Genomic DNA, 17,714 nt, shown 5'->3' with positions numbered 1-17,714 from the left:
CCGGTTCACCACTTCCAGCGATAAGGAGCACGCCATGCAGCAGGCAACTTCGGTTTCGGATCTGAGCATCGCCAACCGCACGCTCGTGATGGGCATCGTCAACGTCACGGAGGATTCCTTCTCCGATGGCGGCCGGTGGTTGGACTTCGATGCCGCCATTAACCACGCCCGCGAGCTTGTGAACCACGGCGCGGACATGATCGACGTCGGCGGCGAGTCCACCCGCCCGGGTGCGGTCCGCGTGGAGGCGGACGTCGAGGAGCGCCGCGTAGTTCCCGTCATTAAGGCTCTGAGTGAGATGGGCATCCGCACCTCCGTGGATACGATGCGCGCTTCGGTAGCGCGTGCGGCGGCAACAGCCGGTGTAGACATGATTAATGATGTCTCCGGCGGCTTGGCCGATCCAGAGATGTATCGCGCCATGGCCGAGGCCGGTGTGCCCGTGTGCCTCATGCACTGGCGCACGCTGCAAGAAGGCGCGTTTGGCTCCGCAGCCGGCAAAGCCGACCACGGAGGTGATGTGGTGCGCGATGTGCACGAGACCCTCGAGCGCCTGGCGAATAACGCGCTCGAGGCTGGCGTGCGCCGCGATAATATTGTGCTCGATCCGGGCCTAGGCTTTGCCAAAACCCCGCAGGATAACTGGGCGCTGCTCAAGGCGCTGCCGGAATTCCTCGACGCTGAATTCCCCATGCTGGTAGGTGCTTCGCGAAAGCGCTTCCTCGCCGCCATTCGGGAGGATCGTGGCGTGGAATCCAGCCCGCTGCTGGCCGACCCTGCTACCGCGGCCGTAACCGCCATTTCTTCCCAAATGGGCGCGTGGGGCGTGCGCGTGCATGAGGTCGCCGTTTCCCGCGACGCCGTAGATGTAGCGGCAGCATGGAACGCCGGCGAGGGCTATACAGGCGGAGGCAATGCCAGTGGCAGTTATAACAATGGTGCCGATGGAAACGGCACCATGAAATCTACCGCCCTACCGCGCAACCCTGAGGAGTAAATCATGGCAGACCGCATCGAGCTCACCGGCCTGGAATGCTTTGGCTACCACGGCGTCTTCGAGGAAGAAAAGCGTACCGGCCAGCCGTTCATCGTGGATATCACCTGCTGGTCCGAGTTCGCCGAGGCCGCCGCAACCGATGATCTGACCAAGACCATCAATTACGCCGAGCTTGCCGACGTCGCCGCAAATATCATCGAGGGCCCCGCCCGCGATCTCATCGAGACCGTGGCCAGCGAGGTTGCCGAAACTGTCATGGATACCTTCGAAGGCCTGCACGCCGTTGAGGTCACGCTCCACAAGCCGAAGGCACCGATTCCGCGCACTTTTGCCGATGTCGCCGTGGTCGCCCGCCGCTCCCGCAAGCACGCGAGGACGCTCTAATGCGTGCGGTGCTGTCCATCGGATCCAATATGGATGACCGCGTGGAGCTATTGCGTACGGTATTCGAGGAATTCGCCGGCGACATTGTCGCCGCCTCGCCGGTCTATGCCACCCCGCCGTGGGGAGTAACGGACCAAGATGAATTCCTCAACGCCGTACTCATCGTGGATGTCGACGAGTCACCCAAAGAACTCCTGCGCCGCGGGCAGAAGCTCGAAGAGGCCGCCGAGCGGGTGCGCGTGCGCCACTGGGGACCGCGCACGCTGGACGTAGATATCGTCGATATCGAGGGATACACCTCCGACGACTCGGAGCTCACCGTCCCGCATCCTTATGCCCATGAGCGCGCCTTCGTACTGATTCCGTGGTTGGCGGCCGATGGCGGTGCTAGGTTGAGTGGGGAGGGCGTCGCCAAGCGGGTAGCAGCACTCGACCCGAAGGAGCGCGCAGATATTCGCCGGCTGGGCATGATGGAGGAGCTATGAAACGGACCTCGTTGGGTGCCCTCATTGGCACCGGGGTCTTCTTTGCCGCCGCAGCGGCAATCCTCACCACGCGGTTTTATGGCTCCATGGTGCAAATCCCGGTAACGGTGTCAGCCACGTTGTGGCTCATGGCCGTCATCTGCTTAGTGCTGACCTGGAAGGTGGACCAAGCCACCGCGGACGAACACGGCATTGGCCTGGATAATTCGCAGCTCAACCCCATGACCATCACGCAGTTCATGCTGGTGGGCAAAGCCTCGGCGTGGACCGGCGCAATAGTAGGTGGTATCTATGTCGGCATTGCCGTCTACGTCATCCCCAACGCCGGCACCCTCGCGGCTGCCTCCGATGACCTGGTGGGGGTCATCGCCTCTGCGCTCGGTGGCCTTGCGATGGCCGCTGCTGGCCTGCGTCTGGAGCGACACTGCGAGACCCCGCCCCCACCTGATGGGGTACAGGCGGTACATTAGTGAGCATGACTGAGCCGCGCTCTTCTTCTAGCAATACTCCCGCCAAGACGACCAAGCCGGATCTGGGCCAGATTGGGCTCATCGTCCTTGTGGTGCTGGCTGTACTCGCCAGCATCGTTATGCTGATTTCCGGTTCTGCCGCAGCGCTTAAGATCGCGCTCATTGCCGCCCTGTGGGCCGCCGTGCTCGGATTTTTCCTGGTGATGCGCTATCGCCGCCAGGCCCAGGAGTCTGTCACCAAGCTAGAACTGCAGGAGCGTGCCCACCGAGCCGAGCTGAAGCAAGCCCGCGCCGCCGATGGGCAGCCTCTGCCGGACCAGGAATTGCTCGATGAGATCCGTACCGAGCTCTCCTCCATCCGCAAGCAGATTGAGGACCTCTCCGGCCACGAGTTCACCTATGAACCAGCCGCCCTGCATGCTGAGGCCCGCCGCATCATGCAGCTGGAGGCCCAGACCGCAGCCGCCGCGCGTCCGAGTGCGGACGATGGCAATGTGGATTTCACCCAGTCCTCTTCCGGTGCTCCGTCTGCCGATGCTATCGCCGGCCGTCTAGGCAACCAGCCGTCCGCGGCGCATGCCGAGTCCAACCCGCTCAATGACATCATTAGCGAAAAGACCCGCGCGCAGAGCACCTCCGGCAAGGCTTCTGGCGCCTCCACCTTTGATACCGGCGGTTTCCAGGCGGTGCGCTGGGATACCGGCGGAGATGACTCCTTGAAGACCACCCACGCTTCCGCCTCCAGCGAACACCACGGTAGCCACCGCAAGCCGGAGGCTGCGACCACAGCCACTGATGAGACCCAGGACATCCCGCAGCAGCCGGCGTCGCAGCACGATGAGCGCGCGGAGTACCCGGGCTCTGGCCAGCACGTGGCCGCAGAGAAGTTCGAGCCGGTACGCCAGAAGGCGGCCCGATCGCACCATCGCGCGGCCACCGAAGAGCCCGATTCCCGCGGTCGCCGCCGCAGCGATGATAAGCGCGAGGGCGCGGTATCCGTGGCCGAGCTTTTAGCCCAGGCGAAGAAAAAGAAGGATAAATAAATGCGCCCGCCACGCATGCGGGTAGCTCTCTTCGGCCGCAGTCTGGCCGGCTTTACCTTGGCCAATGCCATGGAACGCGCCGGCCATGAAGTGCAGATGCTCTCGGACCCAGCCGAGCTTGCTTCCTTCGAGACTCTCATTATCGCCGTGGGCGATGCCCGCCTGGAAGCCACCGTGGAGCTGCTCGAACCCCATGTTCATCGTGGGCTAATCGTCTTCCACACCTGCCTTTCACGTGGGGTGCAGGTATTGGATCCGCTAGAAACTCACGGCTGTGTTGTCGCGGCGCTCGCCCCATTTACACTTAAGCGTTGGGCAGTGACCACCCTGGATGAGTTGGGCGAGACCGTGGTGGAACTTAATATCGCCGAGTTTCGCGCAGAGACCGTGGCACTTTCCGACGCCGAACGTGCCCCCTTTGCCGCCCGCGCCTACTACGCCGAAATGCTTCGGCACTTGCATATCTCTGCAGCGGTTGATGCCCATTTCCTCTCGCCTTCAGAAGAGCCGCCCCTGGTGGGGGAGGACATGGACACCGAAGAAATCATCGCCGCCTATCGCGGCGCCACCGATCCCGGCCTACGGCGCAGCTACGTGGAGGTTGCCCGCCGCTTAGGCGAGGTGGATGGCCGCGAAGAGCTAGAAATGTGGGCCCTACAAGAGGAGAGCCGATGAGCCTAGAGCTAGGAAACGCCACCGTCATAAGCGAGATTGAGCGCATCCGCATGGTCGGCAGCGCTTTTCATAAGACCGGCCGTCCAGTGGCGTTAGTGCCGCTGACTACGGGCGTGCACGCTGGCCATATTGCGCTGGTGCGCGCGGCCAAGCATATCCGCGGTGCGGTCACCGTCGTGGCCCTGCAGTCCCCGCGCGAGGAGGGCCTTGAGCTCCTGCGGGCTGAGGGCGTGGACATCGTGTGGGACTACTCGCCCGAATCCTTGTGGCCGCATGGCCGCCGCATTGCCGTGACCCCAGCCAACGCCGCGACCACCTTGGAGCCACATCTCAGCAAGGATCTCACGCTCTACCTTGCGCTCATTCTGACGCTTTCGCCTACCGACGTCCTGTTCGGCGAGAAAGACTACGAGCTCCTCCTTGCCCTCCACCACGCAGCCCAGGACTTCCACCTGGGGGTTCGCGTGCAAGGCGTTCCGGCCGTGCGTATGCCCGATGGCGTGGTAATGAGCCTGCGCAATACCAACGTGCCCGCCGAATCCCGCGATCAAGTAGCGGCCCTATCGGCAGCGCTGACCGCCGGCGCTCATGCAGCCGAGGCAGGGGCAGACAAGGTCCGTGAGGTCGCCGCGGAGGTGCTGCGCGCAGCGGGTGTTGAGCCCGAGTACCTCGAGGTGCGCGGCCGCGACTTAGGAACCCCTCCCGAGGAGGGCGATGCCCGCCTGCTTGTTGCGGCTACCATCGGCGGCGTCCGGCTCATCGATAATGTGGGCCTGCCGCTGGGCATCGGCTTTAATAATATTGAAGAACACGAAGCCAAGGCAGAGCTCGAGCGCGAACAGCAACGCGAGCAACAGCGCGCACAAGATGCCGCTTTTCAGCAGCTATCGGAGGACTAATGACCGATATCCAGATCCGCGACCTTGACCCGCGCGATGAACCCGCGGCCATTTCTTTTGCCATCGAAGGTATGCATCTGCATTGGTTTGTAAAAAGCCGGCGCTTCGAGCGGGCCTATGGCCGTTATTTTTGGGATTTAGAGTGCGCCAAGGCCACCGATATTCTGGCCGCTTATGATGGAGACCGCTTTCTTGGCGTGCTTTTGGCCTCCATGAAGGGCAAGCCCGCTCTGCCGTATCCATGGTGGCGAAAGGCTTATGTCCACGCGGTGGAAATTTTCAATAATCTGCGCCCCGGCGGGCACCGTGATGACTATGACTCTGCCAATAAGGACATGCTGCTCAAGTACTTGGGCGAGCATCCCATTGACGGCGAAATCGGCTTCCTGGTAGCTGACCCTAACTCCGGCGTGAGCGGCGTGGGCACCGCGCTGCTTGAGGCCTTCGAAGCCCGCCACGCGGGAAAGAATATCTACCTATTTACCGATGATGGCTGTACTTATCAGTTCTACGACAGCCGCGGTTTTACTCAGGTGGACGAGCGCACCATCGCGGTCAATGAGGACCGCGACTTGGTGTGCATGCTCTATGTGCGCCGCTTGGGTGCACCGCAGACCTAGCGCGCCAACGCCCCCATCGGGTCCCAGGCCGGCAGGGCGGTCACAGACTCGGACTGCAGCGCCGCTTGGTATTGCTCCGGCAGGCGGGAGGGGTGCACGGCGATTTCGAAGACGAATTCGTCGAACCAATCATCCGCCATGGTCCAAAATCCCTTATCGGCCTTCTTCGAGCCCCAGGAATTTTCCACGCGCCAGCGGTTAACGGTGCCGTCTTCAGCGATATCGGCGCCAGTTAAGACCATCGCATGCGTCATCAAGGACTCGTGCAGGCGTAGACGCTGCGCCTTGTCCACATCCATCTGCACGCCGTAGAAGGCCTCATAATCGTGCAGGTGCTTGGCCCATACGCCGTGCTCATCATCGGATTGCTGGTCGGTATCGCAGCCGAACCATACCGGCTGACCATCTTCGATGGAGGCACGGGCGGCATCGCGCAGCACCTCGATTGGGGCGTTGAGGTAGGTCACGCGTTTACCGGCCACATTGCCCAGATAATCCACGGTGTAGAGCTCACCATAGGCATTGCGCGGATCATTGACCACGCACACGTACTCGCTGAGATCCGCCGGCAGGTATTCCTTAGCAAACTCCTGCGGGGTATAGGTGCCTGCGCGGTGGAATTCATCGTCCTTATCGCGGTACTGCCACACGAAGTCCTCGGGCGGCAGGCCAAGGTTGGCGGTGAGGATACGGTAGACGTCGGCAAGCGCCTGCTCATGCGCGCCCTCTTCGCCGCTGCGGATACGATGTGCGGCGCGGCGCAGCACGGTCTGTAGGTTGCGGTTGAGCATCGCCGTGGCCTCGGAGGACGCAGTCTCCGGCATGGCGTACTGCGGTACCACGCCGTACTTTTCCACCAGGGCAACGAACATGGACCACTGGCCGCCGTCATCGATGGGGTCATCCATGAGCTTGGTCACCGTGCGGTCCGTAAGATCGCGGTCCTTCAGCTCAGCCATGGCAGTGAGGAACCAGTTGGCCTTCTCGAGCTTGTCAAAGAAGTAAATATAGGTCTGGGAAAGCTCAAAATCTTTAAGCTTGGCCTTGTCCATCAACCCACCGCGCAGGGAATTCAGGCCGGCAAAAATCCAGCAGCGGCCAGAAGCCTTCTGGTCGGCCACACCCCAGGAATCTAGCTTATGACTGGTTACCCGGTTAAGGGAGTGCAGTACCTCGCGGTCGAGGCTGAGCTTGTCGACGCCTTCTTGAGCCACCCCATTGCGCAGCATACGTAGCGTGGCATCGCCGGCGAGCTCAGTATTGGCGGCATGAACCTCGTTCGGTTTAATCTCGGTCATTTCTCGATTCTCCTTAGTTCATCCGGTCCCAAAGGGGAAGCTCAATCGGTTCGGTGGTTAGCGCCTGGGCGAGCTCCTCGCTCAGGTGCTCCTTGCGCACGGCGATATGGAAGATGTTCTGGTCAAACCAGGCATCGGCCATCGTGGCAAACCCTTTGCCCGGCACATCCTCGCCGTCTTCCTTGCGTGGTGGCTTGGAGCCCCAGGAGTTCTCGACGCGCCAAGCTCGGTCCCCATCAACACCGGTGAGCACCATCGCGTGGGTAGGTGCGGTCTCGCCGGAGGTAAAACGCTCCTCCTTAGTCATGGTGGAATCAATGCCGTAGAGGCCATCGGTATCCACTAAGCCTTCGTCCCATACGCCGTTAAGGAATGAGAATTGGCGGTTAACATCGCAGCTAAACCACACCGGCTCACCGGCGGCCAAGCTGCGCTGGGCGGTCTCTTTCAATTCGGCCGCGCTGACGTTGAGGTACTCCTGCGGTGCGCCGCCCAGTACATTGGTCTCTTCGGCGCTGCTAAATACGCGATGCTTGGGGTTGGCGGAGCGGGGGTCATCGGCCAGCACCACGTACTCGTCCAGCTTCGGCAGGTACTTATCTGCAAATTCGCGCGGAGTAGAGTGCAGGCGCACGAATTGCTCGTCCTTGGTGCGATACGCCCAGGTAAATTCTTCCGGCGGGGTGCCTAGGTGGATGGCGAGGATGCGGTGGAAATCCTTGCGCGCCTGAGCAAGGATGTCCTCGCGCGGGCCATCTAGCGCGGCGGCGCGACGCACCACCGTGGCAAGATCGCGGTTCATTTCCGCGGTATTGCCAGAAGAACGTACCTCCGGCATGACCTCGGCAGGCACCACGCCGTACTTGGACACTAGGTTGCTAAAGAAGCACCACCAGCCGCCATCGGCCCCGGCGTGGTCTAAGACTGCGGCGACGGTGCGGTCATCCCAGCCGGCGTCCTTTTTATCCAGTAACTGGTTAAGCACCAGGTTGGCGCGCTCCAGCTTGTCAAAGTATTGCAGGTAGGTAAAGGAAAACTCGAAGCTATCTACGTTGAGCGCCTTGGCTGCACGGTGGCGGAAAACGTTCAATGCCGCAAACATCCAGCAACGGCCCGAGCGTTTCTGGTCCGAGACATCCAAGCTATCCAGCTTGACCTCGGTGGTGGGGTACAGGGCGGTAATGCGGTCGCGGTCCAAGGCTGCCTTGGCAGCCCCGACATTGGTGATGGCGTTGCGCGCGATGCGCAGCCGTGAATCGGCCGCAGCCTCCGTGCGCAAGTGGGATAGAAATTCTGTGGTGAGCAAAGTCATAGTTTCGGTTTTAGCAGACCCGGGCCCACAGCAGCGCGGGCGGGTGGAGCTAGAGATGTGCCGCCAGCTTGCCGACGACCCCCGGAATCCCTACTTCCTCCGGCAGCCACGGAACCTCGCGCACCGGGGTATCTGGGAGCTTGGCGCGCAAAAGCGCGAGTGCCTCATCTTCAGCAGCGCGCCGGGCGGCAAGGAACTCTCCTTGGTTCGCAGGGGTGCGCCGGTTAACCAGCATGGAACCCACGTGCACGCCATTTTCGGTGAGGTCTGCGTGAAATTCCGCCGATTCCAGCACGGGCAGGCGTTCGGCGGTGAGCACGATATGGAAGACCGTGCGCGGGGAGGTGAGTGCGGCGCGCAGTTGAGCAAAGCGTTCGCGACGCTGGAATAAGGTCGCGCGAATTTCTTGGTTACGCCGGTCAACAGGATCATTCTCTGCGCCGCTGCCTTGTGACATCCCGCGCACCAGCGAGCCGAATTTATCGGATTTTTCGCGCCGAAAGAGTAACCCATCGGTGTAGGCCGCCATGATTTCTGGCAGGGCCATGAGCCGTGAAGTGTGCCCGGAAGGGGCGGTATCGAAGATGAGATAATCGAAGTCAGGTTCTTCCACGACGAGTGCTGCGATGCGCTCCAGCAGCGCCGCCTCTTGCGTGCCCGGCGACTGCCTGGCCAAGTCGAGGTGCTTGGTGACCTCGCCGTGTAAATGCTCGGGCATGAAGCGGCGCATTGATTTTCCCACCTGCGCTAGGTGCTGCTCCGTGGTGCGCGCCGGGTCAATTTCGATGGCGGAGAGGGTAGGGGTGAGGGAAGTAGGGGCGTCGCCAAGCGAAGTGCCAAAGATATGCCCCAGGTTATGCGCCGGATCCGTAGAGACCAGGCAGACGCGGTGGGCATGAGATAGGCGCAGTGCGGTAGCAGTAGCCAAGGTGGTTTTACCCACCCCGCCCTTGCCACCGAAGAACATGATGGGGGCGGTCTCTAGCAACATTGGAAATTCTCCAGCGGGGATCGATCCATTCCCATGCGGGTATGCCAGGCGTGGAAATCCTCATAGACCAGCGGTAAAAGCTCCAGAGTGTAGTAGCTGGCTGGGTTGGGGATGCCAAGTGCCTCCGAGGCAACCAGCATCAGGAAGAGATCGTCTTCCTGCTGCTGGGCCTTGGCGAAGCTGGCGCGGTACGGGGCCTGGTAGAACTCGTTGAGCCCAGTCGCGAGGGCTCTTAGCTTATCGAGCATGTTCAGGCAGCGGGGCGTCAACGTCTTCATCAGACCACTCCAGCGGGGCCTGCTTGCGGGCGCGGGAGATAGCGCCAACGGCTTCTACAATCACCCAGATGGCAGCTACTACGATGATGACGTCCATGCAGAATAGTAGCCAGTTCTGGTTGATGAACAGGGACTTTAGCTGCAGTAGCGCAGCCCAGAGGGACATGGCGGTAACGAAGATGAGCGGGATGATAACCGGCCACGTCGGCCGGCGCAGGTGGGTAAGGATGACTACCACGATGGCCAAAGCAAGACCCGCCATGAGCTGGTTGGTGGTGCCAAATAGTGGCCAAATGGTCATGCCGCCCGAGCCATCCGCACCGGCGGAGAAGGTTAGGCCGAAGGCTAGGCCCACCGCAATGATGGTGGACACTATGGCCTTGATGCGTACTCCCATGATTTCTCCAATTTCTTGCACCACGAGGCGCTGCAGGCGCACGCCCGAGTCCATGGTGGTCGCGGCAAAGAGAACGGCCATGGTGGCCAAGATGGTGCCGGAGAGGGAAGTGGGAATCCCCATGCCCTCATTCATGAGTGCGCCGCCGCCTTGCACAAAGGCCTCCACGCCGCCGGCATTCCATTCGGAATAGATCTCTTCCCACTGCGCGGCGGTCTTGAAGCCGGCGGTAGTAGCGATGATGGTGCCCAGCGCGAGCAAACCCTCGCCCACAGCGCCGAAGTAGCCGACAAAGCGTACATCGGTTTCCTTATCAATCTGCTTGGAGGAGGTACCGGAGGCCACCACACCGTGGAAGCCGGAGATAGCGCCGCAGGCGATGGTGACAAAGAGCAACGGGAAAATACCTGGGGTGCCCTCCGGCACGGTATCGCGCAGCGCCGGTGCCGCAATATCCGGCCGGGTAATGAGGAAGGAACAGTACAAGATGCCCAGGCCCACAAAAAGCTGTAGGCCGTTGATGTAATCGCGCGGCTGCAGTAGCACCCACACGGGCAGCATAGATGCGATAAAGGCGTAGATGAATAGCAAGATTATCCATACGCCATTTGCGGGGATGCCCAGGACGGTGTCCGGCAGGACGACAGGGACGCGATCGCCGAGGATCATTAGCGCGTAGAGCGCGACAACGCCGACGATGGAGACTAGCGGCAGGTTCCAGTTGAAGCGGTAGATGGCCTGACCGATGAGCAGTGCGACAACGATGGCTCCCCACGTGGGGATTACGGCCGTGGGAGTGGATACCAGCAGGTTTGAAATTACCACGGCGAAGGCGGTGTTTACCATCAAAAGCAGCAGGAAGATGACGATGAGAAAGAGGTTGCGGCCGCGCTTGCCTATGTAGCGCCCAGACAAGGTGCCGATGGATTGGCCCCTGTGACGCTGCGAGGCCCACAGTGCACCGAGATCGTGCATGCCAGCAAAGAAGACGGTGCCGATGGTTACCCAAAGGAAAGCCGGTACCCAACCCCAGATGACGGCTACAGCCGGACCAATGATGGGAGCGGCGCCCGCCACGGAGGTGAAGTGGTGTCCCCACAAGACGTATTTATTGGTGGGAACATAGTCCACGCCGTCTTCCATGGTGTGGGCCGGGGTGGAGTAGTTCGGAGATAGCCGGAAAATGCTCTTTCCCAGGAACTTGGAGTAGAGCAGGTAGCCGGCACCCATCATCGCAATGCCGATGATGGCGAGGGCAAGAGAGTTCATGGTGTGCGTCTCCTCGGAGGCGAGTGGGTGGCGTGTATCACAGGTGCGAATAGTATGCCATAACTCACATATGAATTTGCCCGCGGGGGAGAGCTGTGGGTGGATTTATATTTAAAGCTGCTTGCAGCACAGCTAATAGAGCAGCCCGCCGTGGAGAGACGAAAGCGCGACCCTTGCTCGAGTAGAAACAAGGGCCGCGCGTTAGGGGCTTAAACTCTGCAGTGCTTACTTCTTATCGACGCCGATATTGCCGTCCTTCTTCCACACCACAACCACTGCCGGGCGAGGGGTGGACTTGCCGCCCTCTGGCCAGTGGGAGGTTTGCTTTTCAAAGGTGGCGTCATCAGTTTCACCTGGGTGCTGGACGTTGACCATGACGCGCTCATCGGTGACGATGGGGCCACAGGTTTCGGCGCCTGCCGGAACGGTAAGGAAGCACTTGAGCTCACCGCGGGTATCGCCCTCAGTGGTCACGGCGTAGAGTCCATCGTTGGACTCAAGGGCGTTGCCGTCCGTGGAGATCCATAGGTTGCCGTGGTTATCGAAGGCCAGGTTATCCGGGCAGGAAATCGGGGATACCTTCTCCTTGTCAAAGCCACCGAAGTAGGTATTAGCCTCCTTCGGGTCACCACAGACCAGGAAGAGGTTCCAGGTGAACTTCTCGCCAGCGTGGTCATCTTCAATTTCCATGACCAGGCCGTTCTTGTTCTCCTTGATAGGAGCCCACTCCATCGGCTCTTCCTTGTTCTTCTTGGCGTTCTCTCCGGTAGCGCCGCGGTATTTATTGTTGGTCAGGGACACGTAGACCTTTTCGGAGTCTGGGTGAACCTGCATATCCTCAGGGCGGTCCATCTTGGTCGCGCCCACCTTATCGGCGGCCTCACGGGTGTAGACAGCAACCTCTTCCGCGGACATGCCATCGACATGGGACTCAAACTTATTGTTTTCCGTATCGGAGGTCAGCAGCTTGATCCATTCACCCTTGCCATCAAAAGCGCCATCTTCTGGCAGTACGCCGGAGCCGTCAATCTCGTCGGCTGGGGAGTTGCCCTCTACCTTGGCCACGTACAGGGTGCCGTGGTCCAAGATGGTGAGGTTGTGCTCGATATCTCCCTCTTTGTACTTCTTGGTGGAGATGAACTTGTAGATGTACTCGAAGCGGGAGTCATCACCGGAATAGCACACAACGGTGCCATCAGAAGCGATGTGAATATTGCCTGCTTCGTGCTTGAAGCGGCCCAGTGCGGTGTGCTTGACCGGAGTGGACTTCGGATCCAGCGGGTTGATTTCTACGATCCAGCCGAAGCGGTTCGGCTCGTTCGGCTCCTTGGAGACGTCGAAACGCTTATCAAAGCGCTCCCACTTGCGCTGGGACTCGCCGTCTTCCATGCCGAAGCGCTCCAGAGACTCCTGTGCCTTCTTGTCATCCAGCTTGGCGTGTGCAAAGTACTGGTCAAAGTTCTCTTCGCCAGAGAGCATGGTGTTCCACGGGGTGATACCGCCGGAGCAGTTATTCAGGGTGCCCTTGACCTTCTTGCCGGTCTTATCGGCGGAGGTCTTGACATAGTCGGAGCCGGCTGCGGGGCCGACCAGGGTGAATTCGGTGGTGGCAGTGATGCGACGATTGAGCGGACCGAACTCGCGCTTGAGCTCACCGGTGTTGCCAACCTTGGATACTTCCACGATGGAGTGACCGTGACCAGCCCAGCCAATCTTGGCCTGCTCTTCGGTCGGGTTATCCGCATCGTAGTTGGGGAACATCTGCGGCTCGGTGGTGTACTCGTGGGAGCAGACGTAGATAAGGCGGTTGTCATCGTCCGGGTGCTCGATAAGGCCCGCAAAGTCATTGTTGAAGCCGAACTGCTTCTCAGCCGCCTCGGCGGTCTGATTCTTGTCATCGAATTCCGGTGCGTCCTTAAACAGCGGGTCACCCCAAGCGATGAGCACGGACTGCTCGTAGCCATCCGGGATGACTACTTCGTCCTTTTCGTTTGGCTGCACTGGGTCGAACTTCATGCCCTCTGCAGAAGTAAGCTCAACGTTCGCCTCAGAGGTCTTGCCGCCCTTGCCCTCGGAAGAAGAAGCCTCGTTGGAGGCATCATCCGGGTTGGAGCAGGCCGCTAGGGCGGCGCCACCGCCGACGGTTACGACGGACAGGCTGCCCGCACGCAGGGCGGTACGGCGGGAGAGCTGGTCACCAAAGTACGGGTTATCGGACTTGTTCTCACACTCACCAAAGCAAGCATTACCGCACTTGTAGGTGCAGGTAAGGCTAGAACGGGAAGATGCAAAGAGACTAGAGAGAAGGTTGCGGCCTTTAAGCGCCATTAGTACTGCTCCAAAGATAGTCGAAGAAATTGTTTAGACACGGGGACAGCCATATATAAAAGACAATCTTTGTAACTGTGCGTTGACCCCGAGGTGACAGTGAAGTGAATTATGAGTAAAACTTTTCCCGGGTCAGGGTGGCGTGGGCTAAATCGCGTGCTGCGGTGGGGATCGACTACCCTAGGCTAACGTGAGCGAGCAGAAGAATAATGAAGTAAACGATGTCCCTGAGCAGCTGCGCATCCGTCGCGAGAAGCGCGATCGCCTGCTGGAATCCGGCGTAGAGGCCTACCCGGTAACCGTTGAGCGCACCATCTCCTTAAAGGATCTGCGCCATGATTTCCGCGTAGTGGCGGAAGGCGAAGAGCCAGGCAACGAAGAAGGCGTAACCTACCTGGCCGCTGGTGAGGAAACCGAGGTCACCCACGCCATTGCCGGTCGCCTTATTTTTATGCGCAATACCGGCAAGCTGTGCTTTGCCACCTTGCAGGATGGTGACGGAACCCAGGTGCAGGCCATGCTGTCCCTCGCGGAGGTGGGCAAGGAGCGCCTCGACGCCTGGAAGTCCGACGTTGACTTGGGCGATTTCATCTCCGTGCGCGGCCGCGTGATTTCCTCGCGCCGCGGCGAGCTGTCCATCATGGTCTCCGAGTGGACCATGGCCGCTAAGTCCCTGCGCCCTCTGCCGGTGTCCTTTGCCGATATGGCAGAAGATACTCGCGTGCGCCAGCGATATAACGACCTCATTATCCGCGAAGATGCCCGCAAGAACGCCATGGTCCGCGTCAAGGTCATGCGCGCGCTACGCAACTACCTGGAAAGCCAGGATTTCGTAGAGATTGAGACCCCGATGCTGCAAACCTTGCACGGTGGTGCAGCCGCTCGCCCGTTTATTACCCATTCCAATGCGCTGGATATTGACCTTTACCTGCGCATTGCTCCAGAGCTGTATTTGAAGCGCGCCGTCGTGGGCGGCATTGACCGTGTCTTTGAAATCAACCGCAACTTCCGCAATGAGGGTGTTGACCGCTCCCACTCGCCAGAGTTTGCCATGCTGGAGACCTACGCAGCGTGGGGCGACTACAATGATTGTGCCCGCATGACGCGCGAGTCCATCCAGGCTGTTGCCCGCGATGTCTTCGGCTCGACCACCGTCACCCTTGCCGATGGCACTGAGTTTGACTTCGGCGGCGAAGAATGGCCGGAGATCGAGATGTACCCCTCCCTGAATGAGGCCCTGCAGCGCAAGTTCCCGGGCCAGCCGGAGGTCACCATCGATACCGACGTCGAGACGCTCAAGGGCATTGCAGACGTCATCGGCCTTGATGTCCCGAAGGACGGTGGCTGGGGCCACGGCAAGCTGGTGGAGGAAATCTGGGAGGTCCTGTGCGAGGACCAGCTGGAAGGCCCTATCTTTGTCAAGAACTTCCCAGTTGAGACCTCCCCGTTGACCCGCCAGCACCGGTCCGAGCCGGGCGTGACTGAGAAGTGGGACCTCTACGTGCGCGGTTTCGAGCTGGCTACCGGTTATTCCGAGCTGGTGGACCCAGTTATTCAGCGCGAGCGTTTTGAGGACCAGGCTCGCCTAGCCGCCGGTGGCGATGACGAGGCCATGGTGCTGGATGAGGACTTCCTCGCCGCTATGGAGCAGGGCATGCCGCCTACAGCCGGTACGGGCATGGGCATGGACCGTCTGCTTATGGCCTTGACCGGCTTAGGCATCCGTGAGACCGTGCTCTTCCCGTTGGTCAAACCTGAGCAGAAGTAGCACCTAGCGTCCTCTCGCTTGGCCGTCAGCGCGCGAGGCTGGCGGCTTGCCGTTTTCTGTGCGGCTCAGCGGAGCAGTAGTTCAACGGCTCAGTGGGCCGGCGGATTTATCACCTCGCAGGCGCTTAATGATGTTCTCGGCCGAAATCAGGCACATTGGCACGCCGACGCCCGGCACGGTGGTAGCCCCCGCATAGTAGAGACCTGCTACCTTGCGCGAGGCATTGCGCCCGCGCAAAAACGCCGACTGCCGCAGCGTGTGCGCCGGGCCGATGGAGCCGGCCGACCAGGCATGGTAGCGCTCGGCAAAATCGGCCGGGCCGAGCGTGCGCTTGACGACGACCCTCTCTCGCAAATCCGGCACCCCGGCCGCGGCTGCGATGCGGTTGAGGGCGGCGTCGGCAATCGCAGCAACGCGATCGGACTCCTCTGCGTGATAGGCATTGCCAAACCCTGGTGCCTCCGCGGCCGGCACCGGCACCAGAATGAAGAGATTTTCGTGGCCCGCGGGGGCTACGTTCGGGTCGGTGGCGGAGGTCTTGGACACATAGATGGACTCGGAGGCTCCCAACGGCCGAGAGGACTCTGGGCCGGAATAAACGGCGCGGAAATCCGGATCCCAGTCCTTGCTAAAGAGCAACGTATGGTGTGCCAGCTCGGGCAGCTCGCCCTTCACCCCGGCCAAGATGAGCACGGTACCCAGGCCCGGATTGCGTCGGCCCCAGTAGCGCTCCGGGTAGGTGCGCAGCTGCGGCGGCAAAAGCTGGGTCTCGGTGTGGTGCAAGTCCGCCGCGGAGACCACGATATCGGCGTGGATGGCGCCTTTGCTCGTGCGCACGCCCGTTACCTGCCGATTAGAGACCTTGATGGAGGTAACCTCCTCGCCCAAACGGAAGGTGGCGCCAAATTTCTTCGCTTGCCGGTAAATGGCCTGGACCACGGCGGCGAAACCACCCTGCGGGTAGCGCACTCCCTCCACCAGGTCGGTGTGGCTCATCAGGGAATACAGCGCCGGAGCTGCGGCCGGCTCGGAGGATAAAAAGACCGCCGGGTAACTCAGAATCTGGCACAGGCGGGCATCGGAAAAGGTCCGGCCCACATGCTGCTTCAGGCTCGTCATAAGCAGTGCTACGAGGCGAGAAATCCGGGTGCGAATATCGCGGTGGACCAGGTTGAGCGGCGCGGAGAAGGTGGTGTAGAGGAAGTGCTTGAGCGCCATGTCATAGGTATCGCTGGCTTGCGCCAAGTATTGGCGAACCTTTTCTCCCGCGCCGGGCTCCACGGACTCGAATAGCGCGGTGACTTCCTCGATACCGGAGTGCACGTTTATTAGGGAGTCGCCGTGGAACACGCGGTAGGCGGGGGAGAGGTCCACTAGGTCCAACTCCACCTCAGTGGAGGTGCCGCACAGCGCAAAGAAATGGTCGAAAGCTTCGGGCATGAGGTACCAGGACGGGCCAGTATCCCAGCGGAAGCCGGCTTCCTCATAGCTGCCGGCGCGCCCGCCCACCTCATCCAGCGAGTCCACAACGGTGACCGAGTAACCCTCGCGGCCAAGCAAGGCGGCGGTGGCGAGACCGGCGATGCCGGCTCCAATGACAACGGCGTGCATGGGGTTCTCCTTAATCCCAGTTTGGGTGCGGGGTGCGGCCGCGGCGGCGCGCGGCGCGGGCCGCAAGCCAAGCCTTGGTGTGATTCGGTACGGATACCCGTGCGGTAGCTAGGTCCGTAGCTGGCGTCGCAGCGAGGCGATTGGTGAGCTCGGCAAAGATATCCGCCGCCGCGCTCACGCCCACCCGCGTGGAGGCCGGCAGCAAGTCGATGGTGAGCGCGGCGGTTGCGAGCTCCTGGCGGATCTCCGCAATGAGCGCGGATTTGGTGGCTTCATCAATCCGGCCGGATGGGGCCTGCTGAAAATAGGTGCGGCCTAAAATGGAGCTATCCTCGCCCAAGTCACGCAGGAAGTTTATCTTCTGGAATGCCGAACCCAGCGCGCGGGCACCGCGTTCCATGGCTGTGCGGTCGGTAGCGGAGACGTTTTCCTCAGCTAAGAAAATCTGTAGACACAAAAGCCCGATAACTTCCGCTGAGCCGTAGATATAGTCCTGCAGCTCCGACGGGGAATATGCGCGATGGTTAAGGTCCGCGCGCATAGAGTTAAAGAAAGCAGCAAGGTGCTCGCGCTGGAAGTCACAGCGACGAGCAGTGATGGCATAAGCATGTACCACAGGATCAGTGTGCAGGCGCTGCTGCGGTGCGGCCAGGATAGTTTGCTCGTAGGCATCCAGCGCGGTGGCGGGATTGGTGTGGGCTTGGGCGGCGGCGCCGTCGACAAGCTCATCAGCAATGCGCACCACCGCGTACAGGTGGCGGATATCGGCGCGCACCCGTCCGCGCAAAAGCCGCGTGGCCAGGGAGAAGCTGGTGGAGTACTGCCCCATAACCTGCGCGGCCGCGCGGGAGGCCGCTTGGTCATAGCGAGTCAACATATCTGTCAACGT

General features: G+C 60.9%; 17 protein-coding genes. 9 read left to right on the top strand and 8 right to left on the bottom strand.

Annotation, left to right across the window (positions count from 1 at the left end):
* Nucleotides 1-34: 34 nt before the first annotated feature.
* Genes folP through L8V22_RS02375 form a run of 8 tightly spaced genes read left to right on the top strand, consistent with a single transcriptional unit; the run spans nt 35 to nt 5,573 of the window.
* Nucleotides 35-997, top strand: coding sequence for a dihydropteroate synthase (gene folP, locus L8V22_RS02410; protein WP_238801736.1), 963 nt, complete (start codon nt 35-37; stop codon nt 995-997).
* Nucleotides 998-1,000: 3 nt separating this feature from the next.
* Nucleotides 1,001-1,381 (top strand): dihydroneopterin aldolase, encoded by a 381-nt coding sequence (gene folB, locus L8V22_RS02405; protein WP_238801735.1) that lies wholly within the window; start codon nt 1,001-1,003, stop codon nt 1,379-1,381.
* Nucleotides 1,381-1,866 (top strand): 2-amino-4-hydroxy-6-hydroxymethyldihydropteridine diphosphokinase, encoded by a 486-nt coding sequence (folK, locus tag L8V22_RS02400; RefSeq protein ID WP_238801734.1) that lies wholly within the window; start codon nt 1,381-1,383, stop codon nt 1,864-1,866. The genes folB and folK overlap by 1 nt, the downstream gene beginning before the upstream one ends.
* Nucleotides 1,863-2,336: a DUF3180 domain-containing protein gene (locus L8V22_RS02395; protein WP_238801733.1), complete on the top strand. Its 474-nt coding sequence runs from the start codon at nt 1,863-1,865 to the stop codon at nt 2,334-2,336. The genes folK and L8V22_RS02395 overlap by 4 nt, the downstream gene beginning before the upstream one ends.
* A gap of 5 nt (nt 2,337-2,341) precedes the next feature.
* Complete coding sequence (locus L8V22_RS02390) at nt 2,342-3,379, top strand: cytochrome P450 (protein ID WP_238801732.1); 1,038 nt, start codon at nt 2,342-2,344, stop codon at nt 3,377-3,379.
* Nucleotides 3,380-4,054 carry a 6PGD fold domain-containing protein gene (locus tag L8V22_RS02385; RefSeq protein ID WP_238801731.1) on the top strand — a complete coding sequence of 225 codons (675 nt, stop codon included), beginning with the start codon at nt 3,380-3,382 and terminating at the stop codon, nt 4,052-4,054. It abuts the gene before it with no gap.
* Nucleotides 4,051-4,953, top strand: a complete 903-nt coding sequence (locus tag L8V22_RS02380; RefSeq protein ID WP_238801730.1) for a pantoate--beta-alanine ligase — start codon at nt 4,051-4,053, stop codon at nt 4,951-4,953. Before L8V22_RS02385 ends, L8V22_RS02380 begins: the two co-directional genes overlap by 4 nt.
* Nucleotides 4,953-5,573 carry a GNAT family N-acetyltransferase gene (locus L8V22_RS02375; RefSeq protein WP_238801729.1) on the top strand — a complete coding sequence of 207 codons (621 nt, stop codon included), beginning with the start codon at nt 4,953-4,955 and terminating at the stop codon, nt 5,571-5,573. The genes L8V22_RS02380 and L8V22_RS02375 overlap by 1 nt, the downstream gene beginning before the upstream one ends.
* On the opposite strand, the gene L8V22_RS02370 is transcribed toward L8V22_RS02375, so the two are convergent.
* From L8V22_RS02370 to L8V22_RS02345, 6 genes are all read right to left on the bottom strand, one after another.
* Nucleotides 5,570-6,871, bottom strand: coding sequence for a C1 family peptidase (locus L8V22_RS02370; protein WP_238801728.1), 1,302 nt, complete (start codon nt 6,869-6,871; stop codon nt 5,570-5,572). The genes L8V22_RS02375 and L8V22_RS02370 overlap by 4 nt on opposite strands.
* A gap of 13 nt (nt 6,872-6,884) precedes the next feature.
* Complete coding sequence (locus tag L8V22_RS02365) at nt 6,885-8,183, bottom strand: C1 family peptidase (RefSeq protein WP_238801727.1); 1,299 nt, start codon at nt 8,181-8,183, stop codon at nt 6,885-6,887.
* Nucleotides 8,184-8,232: 49 nt separating this feature from the next.
* Nucleotides 8,233-9,174, bottom strand: a complete 942-nt coding sequence (locus L8V22_RS02360; protein ID WP_238801726.1) for an ArsA family ATPase — start codon at nt 9,172-9,174, stop codon at nt 8,233-8,235.
* Nucleotides 9,165-9,422 (bottom strand): cory-CC-star protein, encoded by a 258-nt coding sequence (locus L8V22_RS02355; protein WP_238801725.1) that lies wholly within the window; start codon nt 9,420-9,422, stop codon nt 9,165-9,167. The genes L8V22_RS02360 and L8V22_RS02355 overlap by 10 nt, the downstream gene beginning before the upstream one ends.
* Nucleotides 9,412-11,118, bottom strand: coding sequence for a carbon starvation CstA family protein (locus L8V22_RS02350; protein ID WP_238801724.1), 1,707 nt, complete (start codon nt 11,116-11,118; stop codon nt 9,412-9,414). Before L8V22_RS02350 ends, L8V22_RS02355 begins: the two co-directional genes overlap by 11 nt.
* A 225-nt stretch (nt 11,119-11,343) precedes the next feature.
* Entirely contained in the window at nt 11,344-13,446 is a 2,103-nt protein-coding gene (locus tag L8V22_RS02345) for a PhoX family protein (RefSeq protein WP_238801723.1), read from the bottom strand.
* 190 nt (nt 13,447-13,636) lie between these two features.
* On the opposite strand from L8V22_RS02345, the gene lysS reads away from it, so the two are divergent.
* Nucleotides 13,637-15,214: a lysine--tRNA ligase gene (gene lysS, locus L8V22_RS02340; protein WP_238801722.1), complete on the top strand. Its 1,578-nt coding sequence runs from the start codon at nt 13,637-13,639 to the stop codon at nt 15,212-15,214.
* Nucleotides 15,215-15,295: 81 nt separating this feature from the next.
* Here lysS and crtI read toward each other — a convergent pair whose 3' ends face one another.
* Both crtI and L8V22_RS02330 read right to left on the bottom strand, forming a co-directional pair.
* Nucleotides 15,296-16,825: a phytoene desaturase family protein gene (crtI, locus tag L8V22_RS02335; RefSeq protein WP_238801721.1), complete on the bottom strand. Its 1,530-nt coding sequence runs from the start codon at nt 16,823-16,825 to the stop codon at nt 15,296-15,298.
* A 10-nt stretch (nt 16,826-16,835) separates the two neighbouring features.
* A complete protein-coding gene (locus L8V22_RS02330; RefSeq protein WP_238801720.1) occupies nt 16,836-17,702 on the bottom strand; it encodes a phytoene/squalene synthase family protein in 867 nt (288 codons plus the stop codon).
* Nucleotides 17,703-17,714: the final 12 nt, after the last annotated feature.

Source organism: Corynebacterium yonathiae, assembly GCF_027570195.1.
In the GTDB taxonomy this organism is placed as follows: Bacteria; Actinomycetota; Actinomycetes; order Mycobacteriales; family Mycobacteriaceae; genus Corynebacterium; species Corynebacterium yonathiae.
This window is presented reverse-complemented; position numbering and strand designations above follow the sequence as displayed.

Coding starts and splice junctions, on each gene's coding strand:
- L8V22_RS02390 (WP_238801732.1), top strand. CDS start 2,342: ATGACTGAGCCGCGCTCTTCTTCTAGCAATACTCCCGCCAAGACGACC.
- folP (WP_238801736.1), top strand. CDS start 35: ATGCAGCAGGCAACTTCGGTTTCGGATCTGAGCATCGCCAACCGCACG.
- crtI (WP_238801721.1), bottom strand. CDS start 16,825: ATGCACGCCGTTGTCATTGGAGCCGGCATCGCCGGTCTCGCCACCGCC.
- L8V22_RS02385 (WP_238801731.1), top strand. CDS start 3,380: ATGCGCCCGCCACGCATGCGGGTAGCTCTCTTCGGCCGCAGTCTGGCC.
- L8V22_RS02330 (WP_238801720.1), bottom strand. CDS start 17,702: ATGTTGACTCGCTATGACCAAGCGGCCTCCCGCGCGGCCGCGCAGGTT.
- L8V22_RS02370 (WP_238801728.1), bottom strand. CDS start 6,871: ATGACCGAGATTAAACCGAACGAGGTTCATGCCGCCAATACTGAGCTC.
- L8V22_RS02380 (WP_238801730.1), top strand. CDS start 4,051: ATGAGCCTAGAGCTAGGAAACGCCACCGTCATAAGCGAGATTGAGCGC.
- L8V22_RS02355 (WP_238801725.1), bottom strand. CDS start 9,422: ATGCTCGATAAGCTAAGAGCCCTCGCGACTGGGCTCAACGAGTTCTAC.
- L8V22_RS02345 (WP_238801723.1), bottom strand. CDS start 13,446: ATGGCGCTTAAAGGCCGCAACCTTCTCTCTAGTCTCTTTGCATCTTCC.
- L8V22_RS02360 (WP_238801726.1), bottom strand. CDS start 9,174: ATGTTGCTAGAGACCGCCCCCATCATGTTCTTCGGTGGCAAGGGCGGG.
- folB (WP_238801735.1), top strand. CDS start 1,001: ATGGCAGACCGCATCGAGCTCACCGGCCTGGAATGCTTTGGCTACCAC.
- L8V22_RS02375 (WP_238801729.1), top strand. CDS start 4,953: ATGACCGATATCCAGATCCGCGACCTTGACCCGCGCGATGAACCCGCG.
- L8V22_RS02365 (WP_238801727.1), bottom strand. CDS start 8,183: ATGACTTTGCTCACCACAGAATTTCTATCCCACTTGCGCACGGAGGCT.
- folK (WP_238801734.1), top strand. CDS start 1,381: ATGCGTGCGGTGCTGTCCATCGGATCCAATATGGATGACCGCGTGGAG.
- L8V22_RS02350 (WP_238801724.1), bottom strand. CDS start 11,118: ATGAACTCTCTTGCCCTCGCCATCATCGGCATTGCGATGATGGGTGCC.
- L8V22_RS02395 (WP_238801733.1), top strand. CDS start 1,863: ATGAAACGGACCTCGTTGGGTGCCCTCATTGGCACCGGGGTCTTCTTT.